At 31.6% G+C, this 19,464-nt stretch carries 21 protein-coding genes; 16 read left to right on the plus strand and 5 right to left on the minus strand.

What is annotated here, in order from left to right; all coding sequences use genetic code 11:
* The first annotated feature begins 12 nt into the window (after nt 1-12).
* From KO494_RS05550 to KO494_RS05560, 3 genes are read left to right on the plus strand one after another with little or no spacing between them, the layout of a single operon-like run.
* Nucleotides 13-2,508, plus strand: coding sequence for a TonB-dependent receptor (locus KO494_RS05550; RefSeq protein ID WP_215966615.1), 2,496 nt, complete (start codon nt 13-15; stop codon nt 2,506-2,508).
* Nucleotides 2,509-2,520: 12 nt separating this feature from the next.
* Nucleotides 2,521-3,303, plus strand: coding sequence for an alpha/beta fold hydrolase (locus KO494_RS05555; protein ID WP_215966616.1), 783 nt, complete (start codon nt 2,521-2,523; stop codon nt 3,301-3,303).
* Nucleotides 3,296-4,066 carry a 3-hydroxybutyrate dehydrogenase gene (locus KO494_RS05560; protein ID WP_215966617.1) on the plus strand — a complete coding sequence of 257 codons (771 nt, stop codon included), beginning with the start codon at nt 3,296-3,298 and terminating at the stop codon, nt 4,064-4,066. Before KO494_RS05555 ends, KO494_RS05560 begins: the two co-directional genes overlap by 8 nt.
* Before the next feature lie 215 nt (nt 4,067-4,281).
* Here KO494_RS05560 and KO494_RS05565 read toward each other — a convergent pair whose 3' ends face one another.
* Both KO494_RS05565 and ahcY read right to left on the minus strand, forming a co-directional pair.
* Entirely contained in the window at nt 4,282-4,746 is a 465-nt protein-coding gene (locus KO494_RS05565; protein ID WP_215966618.1) for a DinB family protein, read from the minus strand.
* Between the two features lie 374 nt (nt 4,747-5,120).
* Complete coding sequence (gene ahcY, locus KO494_RS05570; protein ID WP_215966619.1) at nt 5,121-6,437, minus strand: adenosylhomocysteinase; 1,317 nt, start codon at nt 6,435-6,437, stop codon at nt 5,121-5,123.
* A gap of 132 nt (nt 6,438-6,569) precedes the next feature.
* Between ahcY and KO494_RS05575 the strand changes: the two genes are divergently transcribed.
* The 8 genes from KO494_RS05575 to KO494_RS05610 all read left to right on the plus strand — a co-directional run bounded on the left by KO494_RS05575 (nt 6,570) and on the right by KO494_RS05610 (nt 14,044).
* On the plus strand, nt 6,570-7,199 hold the full coding sequence (locus KO494_RS05575) for a 4'-phosphopantetheinyl transferase superfamily protein (protein ID WP_215966620.1): 630 nt from the start codon (nt 6,570-6,572) through the stop codon (nt 7,197-7,199).
* A 60-nt stretch (nt 7,200-7,259) separates the two neighbouring features.
* Nucleotides 7,260-7,997, plus strand: coding sequence for a geranylgeranylglyceryl/heptaprenylglyceryl phosphate synthase (locus tag KO494_RS05580; protein ID WP_252730329.1), 738 nt, complete (start codon nt 7,260-7,262; stop codon nt 7,995-7,997).
* Nucleotides 7,998-8,081: 84 nt separating this feature from the next.
* Entirely contained in the window at nt 8,082-8,342 is a 261-nt protein-coding gene (locus KO494_RS05585) for a hypothetical protein (RefSeq protein WP_215966621.1), read from the plus strand.
* Nucleotides 8,326-8,958: a nicotinamide riboside transporter PnuC gene (gene pnuC, locus KO494_RS05590; protein WP_215966622.1), complete on the plus strand. Its 633-nt coding sequence runs from the start codon at nt 8,326-8,328 to the stop codon at nt 8,956-8,958. Before KO494_RS05585 ends, pnuC begins: the two co-directional genes overlap by 17 nt.
* Complete coding sequence (locus KO494_RS05595) at nt 8,919-9,488, plus strand: AAA family ATPase (protein WP_215966623.1); 570 nt, start codon at nt 8,919-8,921, stop codon at nt 9,486-9,488. The genes pnuC and KO494_RS05595 overlap by 40 nt, the downstream gene beginning before the upstream one ends.
* Nucleotides 9,485-11,041, plus strand: a complete 1,557-nt coding sequence (locus KO494_RS05600) for a DUF4301 family protein (protein ID WP_215966624.1) — start codon at nt 9,485-9,487, stop codon at nt 11,039-11,041. The genes KO494_RS05595 and KO494_RS05600 overlap by 4 nt, the downstream gene beginning before the upstream one ends.
* Complete coding sequence (gene arfB / locus KO494_RS05605) at nt 11,041-11,448, plus strand: alternative ribosome rescue aminoacyl-tRNA hydrolase ArfB (protein WP_215966625.1); 408 nt, start codon at nt 11,041-11,043, stop codon at nt 11,446-11,448. The genes KO494_RS05600 and arfB overlap by 1 nt, the downstream gene beginning before the upstream one ends.
* Nucleotides 11,449-11,830: 382 nt before the next feature.
* On the plus strand, nt 11,831-14,044 hold the full coding sequence (locus KO494_RS05610) for a TonB-dependent receptor (RefSeq protein WP_215966626.1): 2,214 nt from the start codon (nt 11,831-11,833) through the stop codon (nt 14,042-14,044).
* A gap of 128 nt (nt 14,045-14,172) precedes the next feature.
* Here the strand turns inward: KO494_RS05610 and KO494_RS05615 are convergent, their stop codons facing one another.
* Nucleotides 14,173-14,610: a hypothetical protein gene (locus tag KO494_RS05615; protein WP_215966627.1), complete on the minus strand. Its 438-nt coding sequence runs from the start codon at nt 14,608-14,610 to the stop codon at nt 14,173-14,175.
* A gap of 167 nt (nt 14,611-14,777) precedes the next feature.
* On the opposite strand from KO494_RS05615, the gene greA reads away from it, so the two are divergent.
* Nucleotides 14,778-15,251, plus strand: a complete 474-nt coding sequence (greA, locus tag KO494_RS05620; RefSeq protein WP_215966628.1) for a transcription elongation factor GreA — start codon at nt 14,778-14,780, stop codon at nt 15,249-15,251.
* Nucleotides 15,252-15,375: 124 nt separating this feature from the next.
* Nucleotides 15,376-15,765 carry an HIT family protein gene (locus KO494_RS05625; RefSeq protein WP_215966629.1) on the plus strand — a complete coding sequence of 130 codons (390 nt, stop codon included), beginning with the start codon at nt 15,376-15,378 and terminating at the stop codon, nt 15,763-15,765.
* On the opposite strand, the gene KO494_RS05630 is transcribed toward KO494_RS05625, so the two are convergent.
* Together KO494_RS05630 and KO494_RS05635 are read right to left on the minus strand one after the other, a co-directional pair.
* Nucleotides 15,746-16,102 carry a hypothetical protein gene (locus tag KO494_RS05630; RefSeq protein ID WP_215966630.1) on the minus strand — a complete coding sequence of 119 codons (357 nt, stop codon included), beginning with the start codon at nt 16,100-16,102 and terminating at the stop codon, nt 15,746-15,748. The genes KO494_RS05625 and KO494_RS05630 overlap by 20 nt on opposite strands.
* A 2-nt stretch (nt 16,103-16,104) precedes the next feature.
* Entirely contained in the window at nt 16,105-17,280 is a 1,176-nt protein-coding gene (locus KO494_RS05635; RefSeq protein ID WP_215966631.1) for a PAS domain-containing sensor histidine kinase, read from the minus strand.
* A 161-nt stretch (nt 17,281-17,441) separates the two neighbouring features.
* Between KO494_RS05635 and KO494_RS05640 the strand changes: the two genes are divergently transcribed.
* The 3 genes from KO494_RS05640 (at nt 17,442) to aat (ending at nt 19,454) form a co-directional block, all read left to right on the plus strand.
* Entirely contained in the window at nt 17,442-18,311 is an 870-nt protein-coding gene (locus tag KO494_RS05640) for a flavin reductase family protein (RefSeq protein WP_215966632.1), read from the plus strand.
* A 43-nt stretch (nt 18,312-18,354) separates the two neighbouring features.
* Complete coding sequence (locus KO494_RS05645; protein ID WP_215966633.1) at nt 18,355-18,732, plus strand: DUF3127 domain-containing protein; 378 nt, start codon at nt 18,355-18,357, stop codon at nt 18,730-18,732.
* A 95-nt stretch (nt 18,733-18,827) separates the two neighbouring features.
* A complete protein-coding gene (gene aat / locus KO494_RS05650) occupies nt 18,828-19,454 on the plus strand; it encodes a leucyl/phenylalanyl-tRNA--protein transferase (RefSeq protein WP_215966634.1) in 627 nt (208 codons plus the stop codon).
* Nucleotides 19,455-19,464: the final 10 nt, after the last annotated feature.

The following is a 19,464-nucleotide window of genomic DNA, read 5'->3' on the forward strand; positions in this document are numbered from 1 at the left end:
ATTTTATTAATTATGAAAAAACTACTTTTCTTAATGACCTTGATTAGTTCATTGGTTATTCATGCGCAAGACACAGGAAGCATCGAAGGTACTATTACCGAAACAAGTGGTATGCCTTTAGCTGGAGCAGCAGTATATATTAAAACTTTAGATAAAGGAGGTGTAACCGATTTTGATGGTAATTTTACTATTGAAAATGTAACTGTAGGTACTTATAATGTATCTATCTCTTATATTGGTTTTCAAACCCAAGAACAGTCGGTTTCTGTTACTTCTGGAAGTGTAACAAAGTTACAAGCGCAGTTAAGCGAATCTAATAGTGTTTTAGATGAAGTAATTATAACAGCCGGAAAAAAACCACAAAAAATTACAGACGTACCTGCTACAGTAAATGTAATTACAGCTAGAGAAATTGAAGAATTCCCTAGTTTTAATATAGGTGAATTGGCAGCAAGACAGAAAGGGGTAGACTTTGTAAGAAGTGGTGTTTTAGGAACAGGAATTAATATTAGAGGGTTTAATTCTGCTTTTAATTCTAAAAACTTGCAAGTAACAGATGATAGGTTGTCTACTTTAATTGCTACAGGATTACCAATGGGGTCTTTTTCTACAGTAACAAAAGATGATATCTCTCGTGTAGAAATATTACTAGGTCCTAACGGAACGCTATATGGACCAAACGCACATAATGGGTTAGTAAGTACTATAACTAAAAATCCTAGACAATCAGAAGGTACAACATTTGCTGTTGGTGCAGGAAATCAAAATGTGCTTACAGCAAGACTAAGACACGCACAAGTAATTAATGATAAGTTTGCTTATAAGGTTCATTTTGAAAGATCGCAAGGTACAGAATTTAACTATGTAGATAGTGTGTATGTTGGTACAACAGCATACAAAGAATTAGATCTAGATCGTGATTTTGATTCGCAAAAATATGGAGCCTCTTTATTTTATAAACCTACAAAAAGCTCTGAGTTATCAGGATATTATGGACATAGCAATAGTAATAATATTGCTGTTACAAATGCAGGACGTAACCAAATTAAAGATTGGAGTATAGATGTGGCACAACTAAAATTTGTATCTAAAAACTTTTTTGCAAATACCTATTATACCTGGAGTAATACAGATGATACTTATGCTATGAACCAGCGTACACAAAACTATGTGTCATTTATAAATAATGGTTTTTCAGAAGAAGAAGCTCGTGAACGCTCTTTTACAGAGCAATGGTTACAAACAGGACCTAATCAAGGAGATGGTATTGCATTGCAAAGAGGAGCTGTTTTTAAAGATGCTTCCAGACGTTTTAATGCAGAAGCACAATACAATAATAACTGGAATCGGTTTTATGTAACCTTAGGTGCACAATACCAATTAGATATGGCAGACTCTAAAGGTACTTATCTTTTAGATGAAGGCGGAATTGATTTAGACCAGACAGGTGTTTATACGCAATTAGAATATAAGTTAGAAGATTCTGGATGGGGATTTTTGTTAGGAGGAAGAATAGATAATCACGAGTTATATGGCTCTAACTTTATACCAAAAGCAGCAATTACCAAAAAAGTAAAAAACGGAACGTTTAGAGTAACCTACGGAAAAGGAATTGCAGTACCTTCTATTTTAAATCTTAAAGGAAACTTATTTGGTGGTTTAGTTTTAGGTAATGGTGAAGGATTTACATTAACAGATGGAACTAAAATTCAGAAACTAGAAGTAGAAAATATTAATTCTTATGAAATTGGTTTTAAAGGCCAACTGTCTGAAAAATTATTTATAGATACTAATGCATACTACAACCAGTCTGATAACTTTATTAGTCCGTTACGTAATATTGCAGATGCAGCTAATGGTAATAATGTAACACATATTGGTGACCAGCCAATAGGTGATGTTGTTGAAGGTTCAGACGGTTCTTTTATATTAACCTATTTAAACTTTGGTCATGTAGATACTTACGGACTAGATGTAGGACTTAATTATTATTTTACCGATAGTTTTAGAACCTCTTTAAACTATTCTTATTTTGATAGAAGTTTAGATAAAGATGACATGGATAATGACGGTAATTTAGATGGTCAGGTTTTAGAAAGTGAATTGCCTATTAACACGCCAAATCATAAATTTAGTGTAGGAGTACATTATAATAAAGGGAAATTTTATGGAGCTCTTTACGGAAGATTTGTTGAAAAATATGATTTCTTTTCTGGTATAAATGTAGCTGCAGAAACACAAGACCAAGATGGTGATGGGGTTAATGAAATAGTAGAAAATGCACAAGTAGGAAGAACCTGGAATTACGGACAACTAGGTGGTTTTTCGGTAGACGCTAATGCTGGTTATAATTTTAATGATAGGCTGTCTTTAGGTTTAAGTATAACAAACTTATTTAATGCTAAAAACAGAGAATTTGTTGCTTCTCCTATTGTAGAAACACTTGTTTCTTTTGAGTTAAAGTATAAAATAAATTTCTTTAATAAAAATACTGCAACTATTAACTAAGTCTTTAAAACCATGCCAAAAATACAAGTTAAGGATATAGAACTTGACTATGAAGATTATGGAAAAGGAAACGTACTTTTATTACTTCATGGTTTAGGATCCACAAAAAAAGACTGGGACGCTCAAGTTTCTTTCTTTTCTAAAAAGTATCGTGTTATTACACTAGATTTAAGAGGTCATGGAGGTTCTACAAAACCATTAAATGATTATGGTGTAGCTTTAATGACAGAAGATGTAAAACAATTTTTAGACCAATTACATATTAAAAAAGCTACTGTTGTAGGCTTTTCTATGGGAGGAGCTGTAGCCTTTGAAATGGCTTCAAGCCACCCAGAATATGTAGAAAACCTAGTGATTGTAAATAGTGGCCCAGACTTTAATGATATGGGCAAAATTGGTGAAGACCTTTTAAAAAATAGAGTTGAATTTCTTGAAACAAAAGGTATAGAGGCTTTAGCAAAAGAGATTTCTTTTAATATGTTTCCAGAAGCACACCAAATAGAGTTGCGAAATGATTTTGAAGCACGTTGTAAAAATAACGATTATAACGCCTATTACAAGTCCTTTACAACACTTATGGCTTGGGGATTGGGAGAGAAAATAAAAAATATTAAAACCAAAACGCTTGTGGTAGCATCAGATATGGATTATACACCTGTTTCATTTAAAGAAGACTATGTTAATAAACTACAAAATGCTTCTTTAGTAGTAATAAAAAACTCAAGGCATGGTGTAGTTATTGATCAACCAGAGGCTTTTAATCTTGCTCTAGAAAAATTTTTAAATCATGAATAAAACCGTTCTTATTACAGGAAGTACAAGTGGTATAGGATTAGGTATTGCTAACCAATTTGCCAAAGAAGGATATAATATTATGTTTCATGGTTTGGGGTCTAACGGACAAGAAATAGCAAATCAGGTAGCAGAAAAACACCAAGTAAAGGTTGCGTTTTCCAATGCTAATTTACTGCAAGCAGACGCTATTGATGGGTTGGTTGCAGAAACTATAAAAATCTTTGGAGCACTTCATGTATTAGTTAATAATGCAGGAATACAATTTGTTTCACCAATTGAAGATTTTCCAAATAGTAAATACCAAAATATTATAGCAATAAATATGAATGCTGTTTTTTATGCATCTAAAGCCGTTTGGGCGCAAATGAAAAAACAACAATTTGGTAGAATAATAAATGTGTCTTCGGTGCATGGTATTCGTGCATCTGAATATAAATCGGCTTACGTAACCGCAAAACATGGTGTTATTGGTATGACCAAAGTACTGGCTTTAGAAGGTGCTCCTTTTAATATCACCTGTAATGCAATTTGTCCTGGTTATGTAAAAACACCTTTGGTAGTTGGGCAAATAAAAGACCAAGCCAAAGCGCATGATATGACAGAAGATGAGGTTGTTGAAAAAGTGATGCTTAAAAAACAAGCAGTAAAACAATTTGTACCTCTAGAGGCTATTGCAGATATGGCAGTGCTACTGGCAAAAGATAGTTCTACAACTATTACAGGATCTTCTTTTGTGTTAGATGGAGGTTGGAGTGCACAGTGATAATTGAGTTAGTTTTTAAAAATGCTTTTCTAGAAACAGAAAGGCATTTTTTTGTTTTTAAAATAACTAAAGTGATAAGGTTTTTACTGAAAAGCTTATCGTCAAGAGCAACCTTTTTTTAGCAAAAGAAAGAAGGGGTTTTGTGAAATAAAAACTCGGAAGGTTTGTTATAAAATAGCGAAGCGCATTTTGTTGAGTTAGGCTAATATTAAAAACTATTTCTTTAAAATATCCTCCATAATCTTTAAATGATGATTGGTGTGCAGTGCTAAAAAAGTAGCAACTCTTTTTTTATTAATATACCCAAATATTGGGTGTTTAAAATAAGCATTCTTATCTAAATTAGCGATACTATTAATATTGGTTTTTGCTTGTTGCAATTGTGATATTAAGTCTTCTTTTAAAATAACTTCTGGTGGTTGTACGTATTCTGGTGCTTTTGCTTTTCCTCTTGGGAAAAAGCCAAGAGTAAAGAATATTTTTCCTAAAAAGCTAAAATTGTTTTTAAAGCTTTCAGGATCTGATTTTTGAAGTGCAATAATTACATTATTAATAACCTTTAAACTGTGGTCTATATGCCATCCAATATTACTTTTGGATACTTCTGCATTTAACACAGTATGGTTTTCTATATGCGATTCTAATGTGCTAAGAGTAGTATTTAGTTTTTTTAAAGGCATGTGCTAATTTATTTGAACTGTGAAGGTAATTATTTAAAATCTAAAATAGAAAACGAATAGCTTACTTGCATAAGATTTTAATAAAACTCGCAAGGTTTGAAGTAAAATAAGTAAAGCGAATTTTGCTTTCTTTTACCAAAGGAGAAAATTACTTCGTTCCTCGTAATGACTGTAAAAGGTTAGCCTGCAATAAGGATTGATGCGGTATCCTTTTTTGAGGCAAGAAAAAAAAATATAGCGGAAAGCGTGGTTGTTTTTGGTTTTTTTTACCAAAAACAAATTGCCCAAAAACAAAAAAAATCCCAAACACGAATGCTTGGGATTTTAGTATAATTAGATTTTGAGATTCTTCGCTTACGCTCTGAATGACAAATTTAGTATCTGTAATGTTCAGGTTTGTATGGTCCTTCAACCGTTACACCAATGTATTCTGCTTGGTATGGTTTAAGTTCTGTAAGCTCTACGCCAATTTTTTCTAGGTGTAATTTTGCTACTTTTTCATCTAAATGCTTTGGTAACATGTATACATCGTTTTTGTAAGCATCTGCGTTTGTCCAAAGTTCAATTTGTGCTAAGGTTTGGTTTGTAAATGAGTTACTCATTACAAAACTTGGGTGTCCTGTAGCACAACCTAGGTTTACTAAACGACCTTCGGCAAGAATGATAATTTCTTTTCCGTTTACCGTGTACTTGTCTACTTGTGGTTTGATGGTGTCTTTAGTGTCTCCGTGGTTTTCATTTAACCAAGCCATTTGAATTTCGTTGTCAAAATGCCCAATGTTACAAACAATAGTTTTGTCTTTCATGGCTTCAAAATGCTCTGCGCGAACAATGTCTTTATTACCTGTTGTTGTAATAATAATATCAGAGTTACCAACTACAGTTTCTAATTTTTTTACTTCAAAACCGTCCATAGCAGCTTGTAAGGCACAAATTGGGTCAATTTCTGTTACTGTAACAATACTTCCTGCACCTTTAAAAGAAGCAGCAGTACCTTTACCAACATCACCATAACCACAAACGGTTACACGTTTTCCTGCTAACATAATATCTGTTGCTCTACGAATAGCATCTACTGCAGATTCTTTACAACCGTATTTATTATCAAATTTTGATTTTGTAACAGAGTCGTTAACATTAATTGCTGGCATTGGTAATGTACCGTTTTTTACACGCTCGTATAAACGGTGAACACCTGTTGTAGTTTCTTCAGATAAACCATTAATTCCAGCAGCTAATTCTGGATATTTGTCTAAAACCATATTGGTTAAATCACCACCATCATCTAAAATCATATTTAATGGTTTTCTGTCTTCACCAAAGAAAAGTGTTTGTTCTATACACCAGTCAAACTCTTCTTCTGTCATGTCTTTCCATGCATACACAGCAGTTCCTGCAGCAGCAATAGCAGCAGCAGCCTGATCTTGTGTAGAAAAAATGTTACAAGAACTCCAAGTAACTTCAGCACCTAAAGCTTGTAACGTTTCAATTAAAACAGCAGTTTGAATAGTCATGTGTAAACATCCTGCAATACGTGCACCTTTTAGAGGTTGCTCGTCTTTATATTCTTCACGTAAACTCATTAGACCTGGCATTTCTGCTTCGGCTAAATTAATTTCTTTTCTTCCCCAAGCCGCAAGCGACATGTCTTTTACCTTATTTGGTACGTAAGCAACAGTTTTTGTACTCATATTATTTTTTATCTTGTTATAAATTGCACTTGCCTTTGGGTTTATGGCTTAAATAACTAAATTCGCTATATTGAAATAAACCAAATTAGCCTAAGGCGCTGCAAAGATAACCAATAACTTTTAGAATATTAAATGCCTATTTATAAAACTCTTACACCAAACTCACAAACTACTGTTAAAATCTGGAAGATTACAGAGTCTTATGAAGATTTACTAGAGCCTATAACACTAAAACCAGAAAATATGAAACGCGTTTTAGGAATGAAAAGTGAACTACATAGACGTGGTTTTTTAAGTGTAAGACATTTGCTTAAAGCTTTTGGCTATACAGATGAAGATTTGTTTTATGATCAACACGGAAAACCTCATTTAAAAGATGGTAGGCATGTTTCTATTACACATTCTTTTACATTTTCTGCAGTAGTAGTTAGTGATGCTGTTGTTGGTATTGATATTGAAAAGCAGCGTGAAAAAATTGGTGTTATAGCGCATAAGTTTTTAGATTATGAAAATGTATATTTAGATAAAGAAGCAAAAGATTATATAAATAAGCTAACGGTTATTTGGTGTATAAAAGAGTCTTTGTATAAACTTTTTGCAACGCCAGGATTGAGTTTTTTACAACATACTTTAGTGATTCCGTTTACTATTGAAGAGGCAGAAACTATTGCTTGGATTGATTATCAAGAAAAAAAACATAGATACCAAACCACTTTTTTTGAGTTTGAAGGCTTTACTTGCGCTTATGCTTTACCTGCTTAAAGGTAGTGTGGAGTAAATGAAATAAAAATTTTTAGTTAAAAAGAGAAAAACATTTGTGCATTGGTGGTTAATGAAAAAGTAACATATTCAACTATATTAGAGTCTATTTCTAAAAATAAAAAAGGATTAGCCGTTTTAATAGATCCTGATAAAACCAAACCAGAAGGCTTAAGTGGTTTTATGCATAAGCTAAATAGTTCTATTGCAACTCATGTTTTTATTGGTGGTAGTACTGTAGAGGCAGATGCAACAGAAAGCTTGGTTTTAGAAATAAAAAAACAGACTCAATTACCTATTGTGTTGTTTCCTGGAGATATATCGCAAATTACCAATCACGCAAATGCTATATTGTATTTGTCATTGTTATCTGGTAGGAATCCAGAATATTTAATTGGGCAACATATAGCGTCGGTTTCTAAATTAAAAAACTCGAATCTAGAAATAATACCAACAGGTTATTTGTTAATAGAAAGCGGAAAAGAAACAGCTGTACAGCGAGTAACCCAAACACAACCAATGCCAGTAAATAATATACAAGCCATTGTAGATACAGCAAAAGCAGGTGAGTTACTAGGTATGAAACTAATATATTTAGAAGCGGGAAGTGGTGCAATACACGCCGTTTCTTCCTCTATTATAAAGGCGGTAAAAGAAGAACTGAAAATTCCAGTACTTGTTGGTGGTGGTATACGAAACAAACAACAATTAGATGCAGCATATCAAGCAGGAGCAGATATGGTAGTTATTGGTACAGCTTTTGAAGAAGATGAATCGTTTTTTAACGAAATAAAAAAATAAAAAGATTGTTAAACTAAAACAGTTACAGGCAATATAAATACTAATGTTTAATTAAAAACACACCCCTTTGAACGGAAAATAATTATGGAAATATCTGTAGACTTAACCTTATCTCCTTTACAGGATGATTATGAAAAACACGTTATTAATTTTATAAAAGCACTAAGGAATTCTGAGTTTAAAGTCTTAGAAAATCCTTTAAGCACACAAATTTTTGGAGATTATGACACATTAATGCCTTTTTTAACACAGGAAATAAAACGTTCTTTTCAAGATGTAGATATTTCTGTGTTAACCATGAAAGTGGTTAAAACCAATAGAAGCGACTATGAACCACATTTTTGATTTTTTATTTAGTCAATATTCTAATTACCAAACATTAGATGTAGTGCTAGAAATTGTTGCCGTTGTTTTTGGTTTTCTTTCTGTGTGGTTTTCTAAAAAAAATAATATTTTAGTTTTTCCAACAGGAATGATAAGCACTTGCATTTTTGTGTATTTGTTACTAAAGTGGGAGCTTTTAGGAGACATGATGATCAATGCGTACTACTTTATTATGAGTGTTTATGGTTGGTATTTCTGGACTCGTAAAGTAGATGCTACTAAAGAAACACCAATTTCTAAAACTACTTTAAAAGAAAAAAAAATAAGTGTTGCCATATTTTTAGCAACTATAGTTTTTGTTTTTATTGTCTATACATCCTTTGGTAAGTGGAATAGTTGGGTTGCTTATGTAGATACTATAACTACAGCAATATTTTTTGTTGGTATGTGGCTTATGGCAAAACGTAAAATAGAAAATTGGATTTATTGGATTATAGGTGATATTATTTCTGTTCCTTTATATTTTTATAAAGGATTTACTTTTACCAGTTTTCAATATTTAGGATTTACCATTATAGCAATATTAGGATATTTAGCATGGAAGAAAAGCTTAAGCAAGAACCTAGCAACTGCATAAAAGTAGTTTTGTTTGGCCCAGAATCTACTGGAAAAACAACCTTGTCAAGACAGTTAGCAAGACATTATAATTCGGTTTGGGCACCAGAATACGCAAGAGAATACCTGCAAAACAAATGGAATAACGAGCGTAAAACATGTGAGCCTAAAGATTTGTTGCCTATTGCTATTGGACAAATGAATTTAGAAAATAGCCTGGCAAAAAAAACAGACTCTGTGTTAATTTGTGATACCAATTTGTTAGAAACCAAAGTGTATTCAGAAACGTATTATTCAGGAGTTTGTGATTCAATTATTGAAAAGTTTGCTCTTGAAAATAAATATGATTTATACTTTTTAACGTATATTGACACACCTTGGGAAGCAGATGATTTAAGAGATAAACCAGAAGAACGTTTAGCTATGTTTCAAGCTTTTCAAGAAACATTAATAAAATATAATAAACCATATGTTTTACTAAAAGGAGATATACAAACTCGTTTAAAAATAGCAATTAATCAAATAAATAAATTATTAAATAAACAACCGTGAACTTTACAGAAAAAGATATAAAACAAATTGAAGCAAAAAATTTAACCCTAGATAAAGTTAAAGCACAAATACAAATTTTTACAAAAGGAATTCCTTTTGTAAATTTAAAAGCTGCTGCTAATGTAGGAAATGGTATCTTAAAGTTTTCTGAAGAAGAAAAAAATCAAAAAATTCAAGTTTTTGAAGACAAAAGAAACCAGAAAACCATTCTAAAATTTGTTCCAGCATCAGGCGCAGCAACTAGAATGTTTAAGTTTTTGTTCCAGTTTATACATGAGTTTGACTCTTCTAAAGAAACGGTTAATTCTTATGTTAATAGAAAGAAGTCAGTAGAATTGCCTCTTTTTTTAGTAGGTGTAGAGAAGTTTCCTTTTTACAAGCAAGTCATTGAACGAGCTGAGGTAGATTACCCAAATTATCACTCCTTATCAGAAACAGAAAAAATAATAATTTTTACGGAAACCATATTAGCAAAGGATAAACTTAATTTTGGAGCTTACCCCAAAGGGCTACTTCCTTTTCATGAGTATAAAAATCATGTTTCTACAGCTTTTAGAGAACATTTATTTGAAGCAGCATTGTATGCCTCTTCCAATAATATATCAGACTTACATTTTACAATTTCAGAAAAACACTTAGATATTTTTGAGGAAGAGTTTAAAAATGCCAAAGAAGCTGTTGAGGAGGCTACCAACACCAAATTTAATGTTACGTTTTCTTTTCAATGTCAAACTACAGACACTATTGCGGTAACACCAAAAAATGAACCTTTTAGAGAAGATAATGGGGAAATACTATTTAGACCTTCTGGTCATGGGGCGCTTTTAACTAATTTAAATAAGTTGGATGCTGATGTTATTTTTATTAAAAATATTGATAATACGGTTGTTTATAAATATAAGAATGAGGTTGCAGAAAACAAAAAAATTCTTGGAGGTCTGTTAATTGAATTACAGGAGCAAGCATTTGCCTACCTAGAAAGACTAGAAGATGAAACCATTAGCGAAGCAGAGTTAATTAGCATTGCAGAATTTTTAAAAAATAAACTACATGTTGTAATTAATATAGAATTTGAAAAATATTCTAAAACCTATCAAATTGAGTATTTAAGAGAAAAGCTAAATCGTCCTATTCGTGTTTGTGGCATGGTAAAAAACGAAGGAGAACCAGGAGGTGGACCATTTTGGATAAAAGATGAAAGCGGAAATGTTTCTTTACAAATTGTAGAATCTGCACAAATAGACAAAAAGAACAAAAGCCAAAAAAAGATATTAAAAAATGCAACCCATTTTAATCCTGTAGATCTGGTATGTGGTATTAAAAATTATAAAGGCGAAAAATTTGACCTGAAAAAGTACGTAGATCCTAATACAGCTTTTATTACCAATAAAACGAAGGCAGGAAAAGACTTAAAAGCACTGGAGCTTCCTGGTCTATGGAACGGTGCTATGGCAAATTGGAATACCATTTTTGTAGAAGTACCATTAATAACTTTTAATCCTGTAAAAACAGTTACAGACTTGTTAAAGTCTGCCCACCAAACTAAAGACTAATGTTTAATGAAGAAAAGCTAATTAGCGAATTAAACTTTAAAGCCATACGTAGTTCTGGAGCAGGAGGACAGCATGTAAATAAAGTATCTTCTAAAATAGAAATAACTTTTTATTTAGAAGATACTCTTGTTTTTAATGAAACTCAAAAAGAACGTTTAAAACAAAAACTTAATTCAAGGCTAACCAAAGAACATGTACTTATTCTACAATGTGGCGAAAGCAGAAGCCAACATAAAAATAAAGAAATAGCCATAAAGCGGTTTCTTCAAATAATAAAAGAAGGTTTATTGGTGCCTAAAAAACGTAAGCCTACAAAAGTACCGCGAGCAGTGAAAATAAAACGCTTAAAATCAAAGCGTTCTAATTCTGAAAAAAAAGCAAATAGAAAAAAACCTAAAATCGATTAAAAAAAAAGCATAAATCGTAATTCGTAAATCAAAAATCTACAATATATTTGCAGCGTTCTCAAAAAAGGGGTGCTATTTATAGTTAGTAATCATTTTGATTTTTAACTTATAAAAGCTGAGATCATACCCATTGAACCTAGAACAGGTAATGCTGTTTAGGAAATCGAGCCTTAAAAATGTCTAGTAGATATTTTTAGCAAGTGCGATAAAGATTATCAATGCTATTTTATACTTCTGAATTTGAATGTGTGTAAAATTATACATGTAAGGATTTAAAATGTAAAGTATCATTTTCAATATCGTATTAGTTAAAGCTCAAAAAAAAACAATTAATAACAAAAGAATAATTACCTCTTTTTATTCGATTATAAACATAATCGTAATGAAAAACCTATTTCTTTTTTTAACACTTTTAGTGTTATCAGTCTGTGCAAACGCACAAGAAAAACAACAAGACACCACAAAACTACAACAGCTAGATGAGGTTCTTGTAAATGCCGTTCGTGTAAACGCAACATCACCAATTACACATACCAATGTAAGTAAAGAAGATCTTGAAAAACGCAATTTAGGGCAGGATATTCCTGTGTTATTAAACTTTTTGCCTTCTGTGGTTACTTCATCAGATGCTGGAGCAGGAGTTGGTTATACCTATATTCGTGTTCGTGGTATTAATGCACAATCTACTAACATTACTCTAAATGGTATTCCGTATAACGATGCAGAATCTTTAGGTACTTTTTGGGTAAATCTTGGAGACTTTGCTTCTTCTGTAGAGAGTTTACAATTACAGCGTGGTGTTGGTACATCTACCAATGGATCTGGTGCTTTTGGCGCAAGTATTAATGTGCTTACAGATGCAGTTTCAGATATTGCTAATGCCGAAATTTCTAATTCTTTTGGTAGTTATAATACCAGAAAACACAATGTAAAATTCAGTACAGGAAAATTAAATAACCACTTTGAAATTGCTGGACGTTTATCGCAAATAAAATCTGATGGTTATATAGATAGAGCAAGCTCTAACTTAAAATCGTATTTCTTACAAGGTGCTTATGTAGATGATAATCGTTTAATTAAAGCAATTACTTTTAGTGGTCATGAAGTTACCTATCAATCTTGGAATGGTTTAGAAGATCTAGACCTATTAGAAAATGATAGAACCTTTAATACTGCTGGAATGTACACCGACGAAGCTGGTAATATTCGTTTTCATGAAAATGAAGAAGACAACTACCAACAAGATCATTACCAATTGCATTATACAGAGCGTATAAATAATAACTGGTCTACAAATTTAAGCTTAAACTATACGCATGGAAAAGGGTATTTTGAGCAGTATAAAGAAGACGAAGATTTTGCAGATTATGATTTAGAAGAAATTACTATTGGTGGTGAAACTGTAAATACCACAGATTTAATTCGTCGTCGTTGGTTAGATAATGATTTTTATGTAGTTAATGCCAATGCAAATTATAAAAATAATAAGCTAGATATGATTTTTGGAGGATCTTATAGTGCTTATGATGGTGATCATTTTGGCGAAATTATCTGGGCAAGAAATGCAAGTTCCAGCGAAATTAACGATACGTACTATGATAGTAACGGAAAGAAAAAAGACGCAAGTTTCTTTACCAAAGCAACCGTTAAGTTAAATGATAAGATTTCGCTTTTTGGAGATTTACAAATGCGTTTTGTAGATTATAAAACTACTGGTTTAACTTCAGACAGAGTGCCTTTGCTTATAGATGAAAACTATAGTTTTTTTAACCCTAAATTAGGTGTTACTTATGAGTTGAATACAAATAATAATATCTATTTTTCTTATGCTAGAGCAAATAGAGAACCTAATAGAGACGATTTTGAAAATAACGAAACGGTAAAACCAGAACAGTTAAACGATTTTGAATTAGGCTTTAGACATCAATCAGAAATCTTTAGTATTAACACCAACCTATATTATATGCTATATAATGAACAGCTGGTTTTAACAGGAGATAGAGATAATGTTGGTAACCCAATACGTACCAATAGTGGTGATAGTTATAGATTAGGTTTAGAAGTAGAGGCTGTAGTAAAACCTTTAGAGTGGTTAATGGTGCAACCAGCAATTACAGTAAGTTCTAATAAAAACAAAAGTACTGTTGTATCTAGAGATGGTGCTTTGGCCGATTTAGGAAAAACAAACATTTCTTATTCACCAGAAGTAGTACTTTCTAATGCATTAGTGTTTAATCCAGTAAATAATCTTAATTTATCTTTATTAACTAAATATGTTGGTGAGCAGTATATGGGAAACACAGATAGTGATGCTTCTAAATTAGATAGCTATTTTGTGAATGACTTTAATGTTAATTACACACTGTCATTCCTGCAAAAGCAGGAATCCACTTCAGAAAAGAAACCATTTATTAAATCCATCACATTATCTGCATTAGTAAATAATATTTTTAATGAAAAATATATTTCTAATGGTTATTATTATACCTATGATGATACGTGGTCTGTGCCAAATGAAACTACTACTATTGAAGGAACAGGATATTATCCACAAGCAACAAGAAACTTTTTAGTTGGTGCTTCGTTGAAATTTTAATTTTTTATAAATGCTTCATTTGAAAACGGAAGCTTATAAAACTTTTCTAAAAATAAAAAGGATATAAAAAAAACCTCATGCCTATTAGGTATGAGGTTTTTGTTTTATAAAGCGTATTTATGTATTGTTTAATTATTATACACTCTTATAATGCTTCCGTTTACTTCTACAAAATATGGAGTTAATCCGTAGGACCCAGAAGTACTTCCGTTAGGTTGTCCTGTTAAAATATCGTAAGTATTTTCATCATCACAGCCACAGGTTGCTATTACACCATCTACAGTTAATGCAGAGCAAGACTGGTAATAGTGATTTGGGTCGCTTAACTCAAAAGCAACATAAGAACTTCCAGAGTAGTAAACCACTATACCGCTTAAGCCGTAATTATAGAGCACTACATGATTTCCAGGATATAGTAAGTCGTTGTATTGCGGGAAACTAGTGTTAATAGTTGTGCCTGTATCAAAAGATTGACTAGGTAAAAACTCGTTTTCGTAATTGTTATCACTATTGTTACAAGCAATTAGTATAAAGCCAGTTAATACAGTTAAAAGTATTTTTTTCATTAATTTTTTTTTGTTTAGCAAGGTACAAAAAATGTACATTGAATTAAATATTTTGTATATTCGCAATACAATCTCGTATATGCGAGATTTTTTTTATGCTGTCCCGAAGGTTCGGGAGTTCCAGCATATTTTTTCTTTTATAGAATTAGTATTTAAACGAAGAAATTATGAGTAAAGTATCTTATTATACAGCAGAAGGATTAAAAAAATTAAGAGATGAGCTAAAACAGCTTAAAGACATTGAGCGCGTAAAGGCATCTAAAGCAATTGCAGAAGCAAGAGATAAAGGAGATTTAAGTGAAAATGCAGAGTATGATGCAGCTAAAGAAGCTCAAGGGATGCTAGAAATGCGTATATCTAAGTTAGAAGATCAACTTGCTGGTGCTCGTGTTATAGATGAGAGCCAAATGGATAACTCTAAAATTTTGGTGCTTTCTAAGGTGAAAATAAAAAACCAAACCAACGGTATGGAAATGTTATATACTTTGGTAGCAGATGGTGAAGCAGATTTAGCTTCTGGTAAAATATCTGTAAATTCACCAATTGGTAAAGGTTTATTAGGTAAGTCTGTTGGTGATGTTGCCGAAATTCAAGTACCTAGTGGTATCATGAAATTTGATATTATTGAAATTTCTAGATAAATGCTGTGGTTTTTATTTCCGTGAAGACGGAAACCTTTAAATACAATTTTAAGATTCCTGTTTTTAACTGAAAACAATTCGGTTTTAGATAGGAATTTTTATATTTACAAATAAACGTTTTATTATGGCTTCTATATTTACAAAAATTGTTCAAGGTGAAATACCATGTTATAAGGTTGCAGAAACCGATGATTTTTTAGCTTTTTTAGATGTAAATCCTAACGCTAAAGGACATACACTTTGTATACCTAAAAAAGAAGTAGATAAAATCTTTGATTTAGATGAAGAAACCTACACTAGATTAATGCAGTTTTCGCGTAAGGTGGCTATTGCTATAGAAAAAGCAATACCTTGTAAGCGTGTTGGTATTTCTGTAATTGGTTTAGAGGTGCCACATGTGCATGTACATTTAATACCTTTAAATGCTATGCAAGATGCAAGTTTTATGCAGAAAACAAAATTAACTACAGAAGAATTTCAAGAGGTAGCAAAGGCTATCCAGTCTTATTTATAAAAACAGCTAGTACAATTCCAATTATTATTAATAGGCTAAAAGTACTAATTAGTAACCAGGCTTTCTTTTTTAGTTTGGTAGAAGCTTTTTTAGGAGTGAATGCTTTTTGTTGGTAAGCAAATACTCGCTCAATATCGTCGGTCCACATAACAGGAAAAATATCGGTATTACAAGTATTGCAAAAAATTTCTTGCGTGGTTTCGTTGGTAATAGATTTATAAAGAGAGGTTTCTATAAATTGTTGTTTAAAAGTTAATTGTAAACCGTTGGTGTTGTAGCATTCCGGACAATTATTATTTAACGCTACTTCTTTTATTGTTATCCATTTTTTGTCCATATTTAAATGCTTTTTAATGCAATTTGCATGGTTGTACCTTTGTCTATTTCAGAATGTAAAACTTTAATTTTACCATCATGAAATTCTTCAATTATTCGTTTGGCTAATGATAAGCCTAAACCCCAACCTCTCTTTTTGGTAGTATAACCTGGTTCAAACACTGTTTTAAATTGGTGTTTTGCTAGGCCTTTTCCAGAATCTGTAATGTTTATACTTATATTGTTTTCTAATTGTATAATTTCAATTTTAAGTTTTCCTTTTCCTTTCATGGCATCAATGCCATTTTTTACTAAATTTTCAATGGTCCAGCTAAATAACTGCTTGTTTAAATTTACAAAAATTTTATGGTTTGGAACAATTATTTCAAAATCAATAAGCTTAGAAGATCTTGCTTTTAAATAGTCATAAGACGCTATTGTTTCTGCAACTATGTCTGTTTTTTCTAGCTTAGGTAAAGAACCTATTTTGCTAAAACGTTCTGTAATAGTTTGTAATCTGTTAATGTCTTTTTCAATTTCTTTAATGTATTCTGGGTTGGTGTTTTCGGTTTTTAAAATTTCTGTCCAACCAATTAATGATGATAATGGAGTGCCAATTTGGTGAGCAGTTTCTTTTGCCATTCCTGACCATAATTTATTTTCTATAGCTGTTTTATTACTTCGGTAAAAAAAGTAAACTACTGCTCCAAATAAAATAATGATAAGCAATAACGCTAAAGGGTAATATTTTAGTTTGTTTAATAAAGGAGAGTTTGCATAATACAGTGTTTGGTTCACTTCTTTAATTTTAATAGGTGTGTTTTCTTGGCTAAACTGATGGATTAATTTTTTTAAATTCTTTATTACATAAATAGAATCTGCCTTTGTGCCTTTACCTATATTACTAAAAGAATAAATAGAAGAATCTTTATTTACAACTATAATTGGTGTTGTGTTGTTGCTAGATAAGATTTTAAATATTAAATCTGTATTAACATCAATGTTTTCATTAAGTTCGTTATTGTCTATTACTTTAAACAACTCATTTTGTGCAAAGGTCCAGTTTTCAATTTTTATGCGCTCTTCTGCTTTAAATTTTTGAAAGAAAACATAGGTGTTCCATAAAATAAGTGAAATAATAGCAAAAGAAGCTATTACAATAATCCATCTAATAAGATTTCTGTTTTTAAAAAAAAGCATAGTTTAAATTGAAAAATATTTTTTTAACGGTCTTCAGGAACTTAATTCCAGATATAAATTTTAAATATAATGCAATTCTGTTAATATTATTGTCTACTTGTTAGTAAATAGGTTTTTTGTTGCGCATCAAAAGATGTAGTTTTGCATAAATTGTTTTTCACATGTTATCATTTACACCAAAAGAGCTTTCAACAGGAAAATTACATGCTTATTTATTAAGTGCTGTTGCGCCTAGACCTATTGCTTTTGCTAGTACTATAGATGCAAATGGCAATCCTAATTTATCGCCTTTTAGTTTTTTTAATGTGTTTAGTGCAAATCCGCCAATTTTAATATTTTCGCCAGCGCGAAGAGTTAGAGATAATACTACAAAGCATACCCTTGAAAATGTACAAGCTGTAAAAGAGGTAGTGATTAATGTGGTAAATTATGATTTGGTACAGCAAATGTCTTTAAGTAGTACAGAATATGCTGAAGGAGTAAATGAGTTTGAAAAAGCAGGATTAAGCATGTTAAAATCAGACCTTGTAAAACCTTTTCGTGTAGCAGAATCTCCTGTGCAACTAGAGTGTAAAGTAAACGAAATTGTAAAATTAGGTACTGAAGGTGGAGCAGGAAATTTAGTGATTTGCGAAGTAGTAAAACTACATATTGTAGAAAGCGTACTAAATGAAGACCAATCTATTAACCAAGAGCTTTTAGATTTAGTGGCTAGAGCAGGTGGAAGTTATTATAGCAGAGCAAAAAATGGTTTTTTTGAAATACCAAAACCTTTAACTACATTAGGAATTGGTGTAGATGGTTTACCTAAAGAAATAAAAAATAGTACTGTTTTAACAGGAAATGATTTAGGTATGTTAGCAAATGTTGCGGCACTACCAAGACAAGAAGATATAGATTTGTTTATTAAAGATGCTGAAGAAAAATGTCCTCATATATTAAAAGCATCTACTGTTGATAAACATAAAAAAGCACAAGATTATTTAAAAAATAACGATGTAGATAGTGCTTTAAAGTTGCTATTATCGTAAAATAGCATTTATAAATTAGACGAATATTTAATAATTATATACAATGGAAGTACAAGGAAAAGTAAAAATGATTGGAGAAACTCAAACTTTTGGAAGTAATGGGTTTAGAAAAAGAGAATTAGTAGTAACAACAGATGAACAATACCCTCAACATATACTAGTAGAGTTTGTGCAAGACAAAACAGATCTTTTAAACAACTATAATGTAGGGCAAGCTGTAAAAGTAAACATCAATTTAAGAGGAAGAGAATGGGTTAATCCACAAGGAGAAACTAAATACTTTAACTCTATTCAAGGATGGAGAATTGAAGCTTTACAAGCAGGAAGTGCAGCAGGTGAAATGCCTCCAGTACCACCAGCAGATGCTTTTGAGCCAGCTTCAAATGTTAAGGAAGAAGATCACGACGATTTACCATTTTAGTAAAATAAATAATGGAGAACCTTAAGTATAAACTAAAGGTTTTAAATAAAAAACCTCAATGCCTAAATGTCATTGAGGTTTTTTTATTTTAGCATATGCATTTATTAAATCAAAAAATAGAATTTCCAAATGTACAAGAAGCAGACGACGAAGGCTTGCTTGCTATTGGTGGTGATTTAAGTGTAGAAAGACTTCTCTTAGCTTATAAAAGTGGTATATTCCCTTGGTTTAATGAAAATGATCCTATTTTGTGGTGGTCTCCAGACCCAAGGTTTGTGCTGTTTCCAGAAAAACTAAAAGTTTCTAAAAGCATGAAACAAGTGCTTAGAAATACAGATTTTACAGTCACTATAAATCAAGATTTTTTAAGTGTTATTCAAGAATGTGCCAAAGCAAAACGTGAAGGGCAATCTGGAACATGGATTACAGATACTATGGTACAAGCTTATTTAAAGTTACACGAATTAGGCTATGCAAAATCTGTTGAGGTTTGGCAAGGAAATACTTTGGTTGGCGGACTTTATGGTGTAGATTTAAATAATGGTGTTTTTTGCGGCGAAAGCATGTTTACTAAAGTAAGTAATGCAAGTAAAGTTGGTTTTATAACTTTAATACAAAACACCAATTATAAATTGATAGATTGCCAAGTTTACACAAACCATTTAGCCAGTTTAGGTGCCGAAGATATTTCTAGAGAGGATTTTATGGCTTTTTTTAAATAGATTTAGTTTT

The sequence above is a fragment of the Lacinutrix sp. C3R15 genome, from assembly GCF_018860825.1.
GTDB lineage: Bacteria > Bacteroidota > Bacteroidia > Flavobacteriales > Flavobacteriaceae > Oceanihabitans.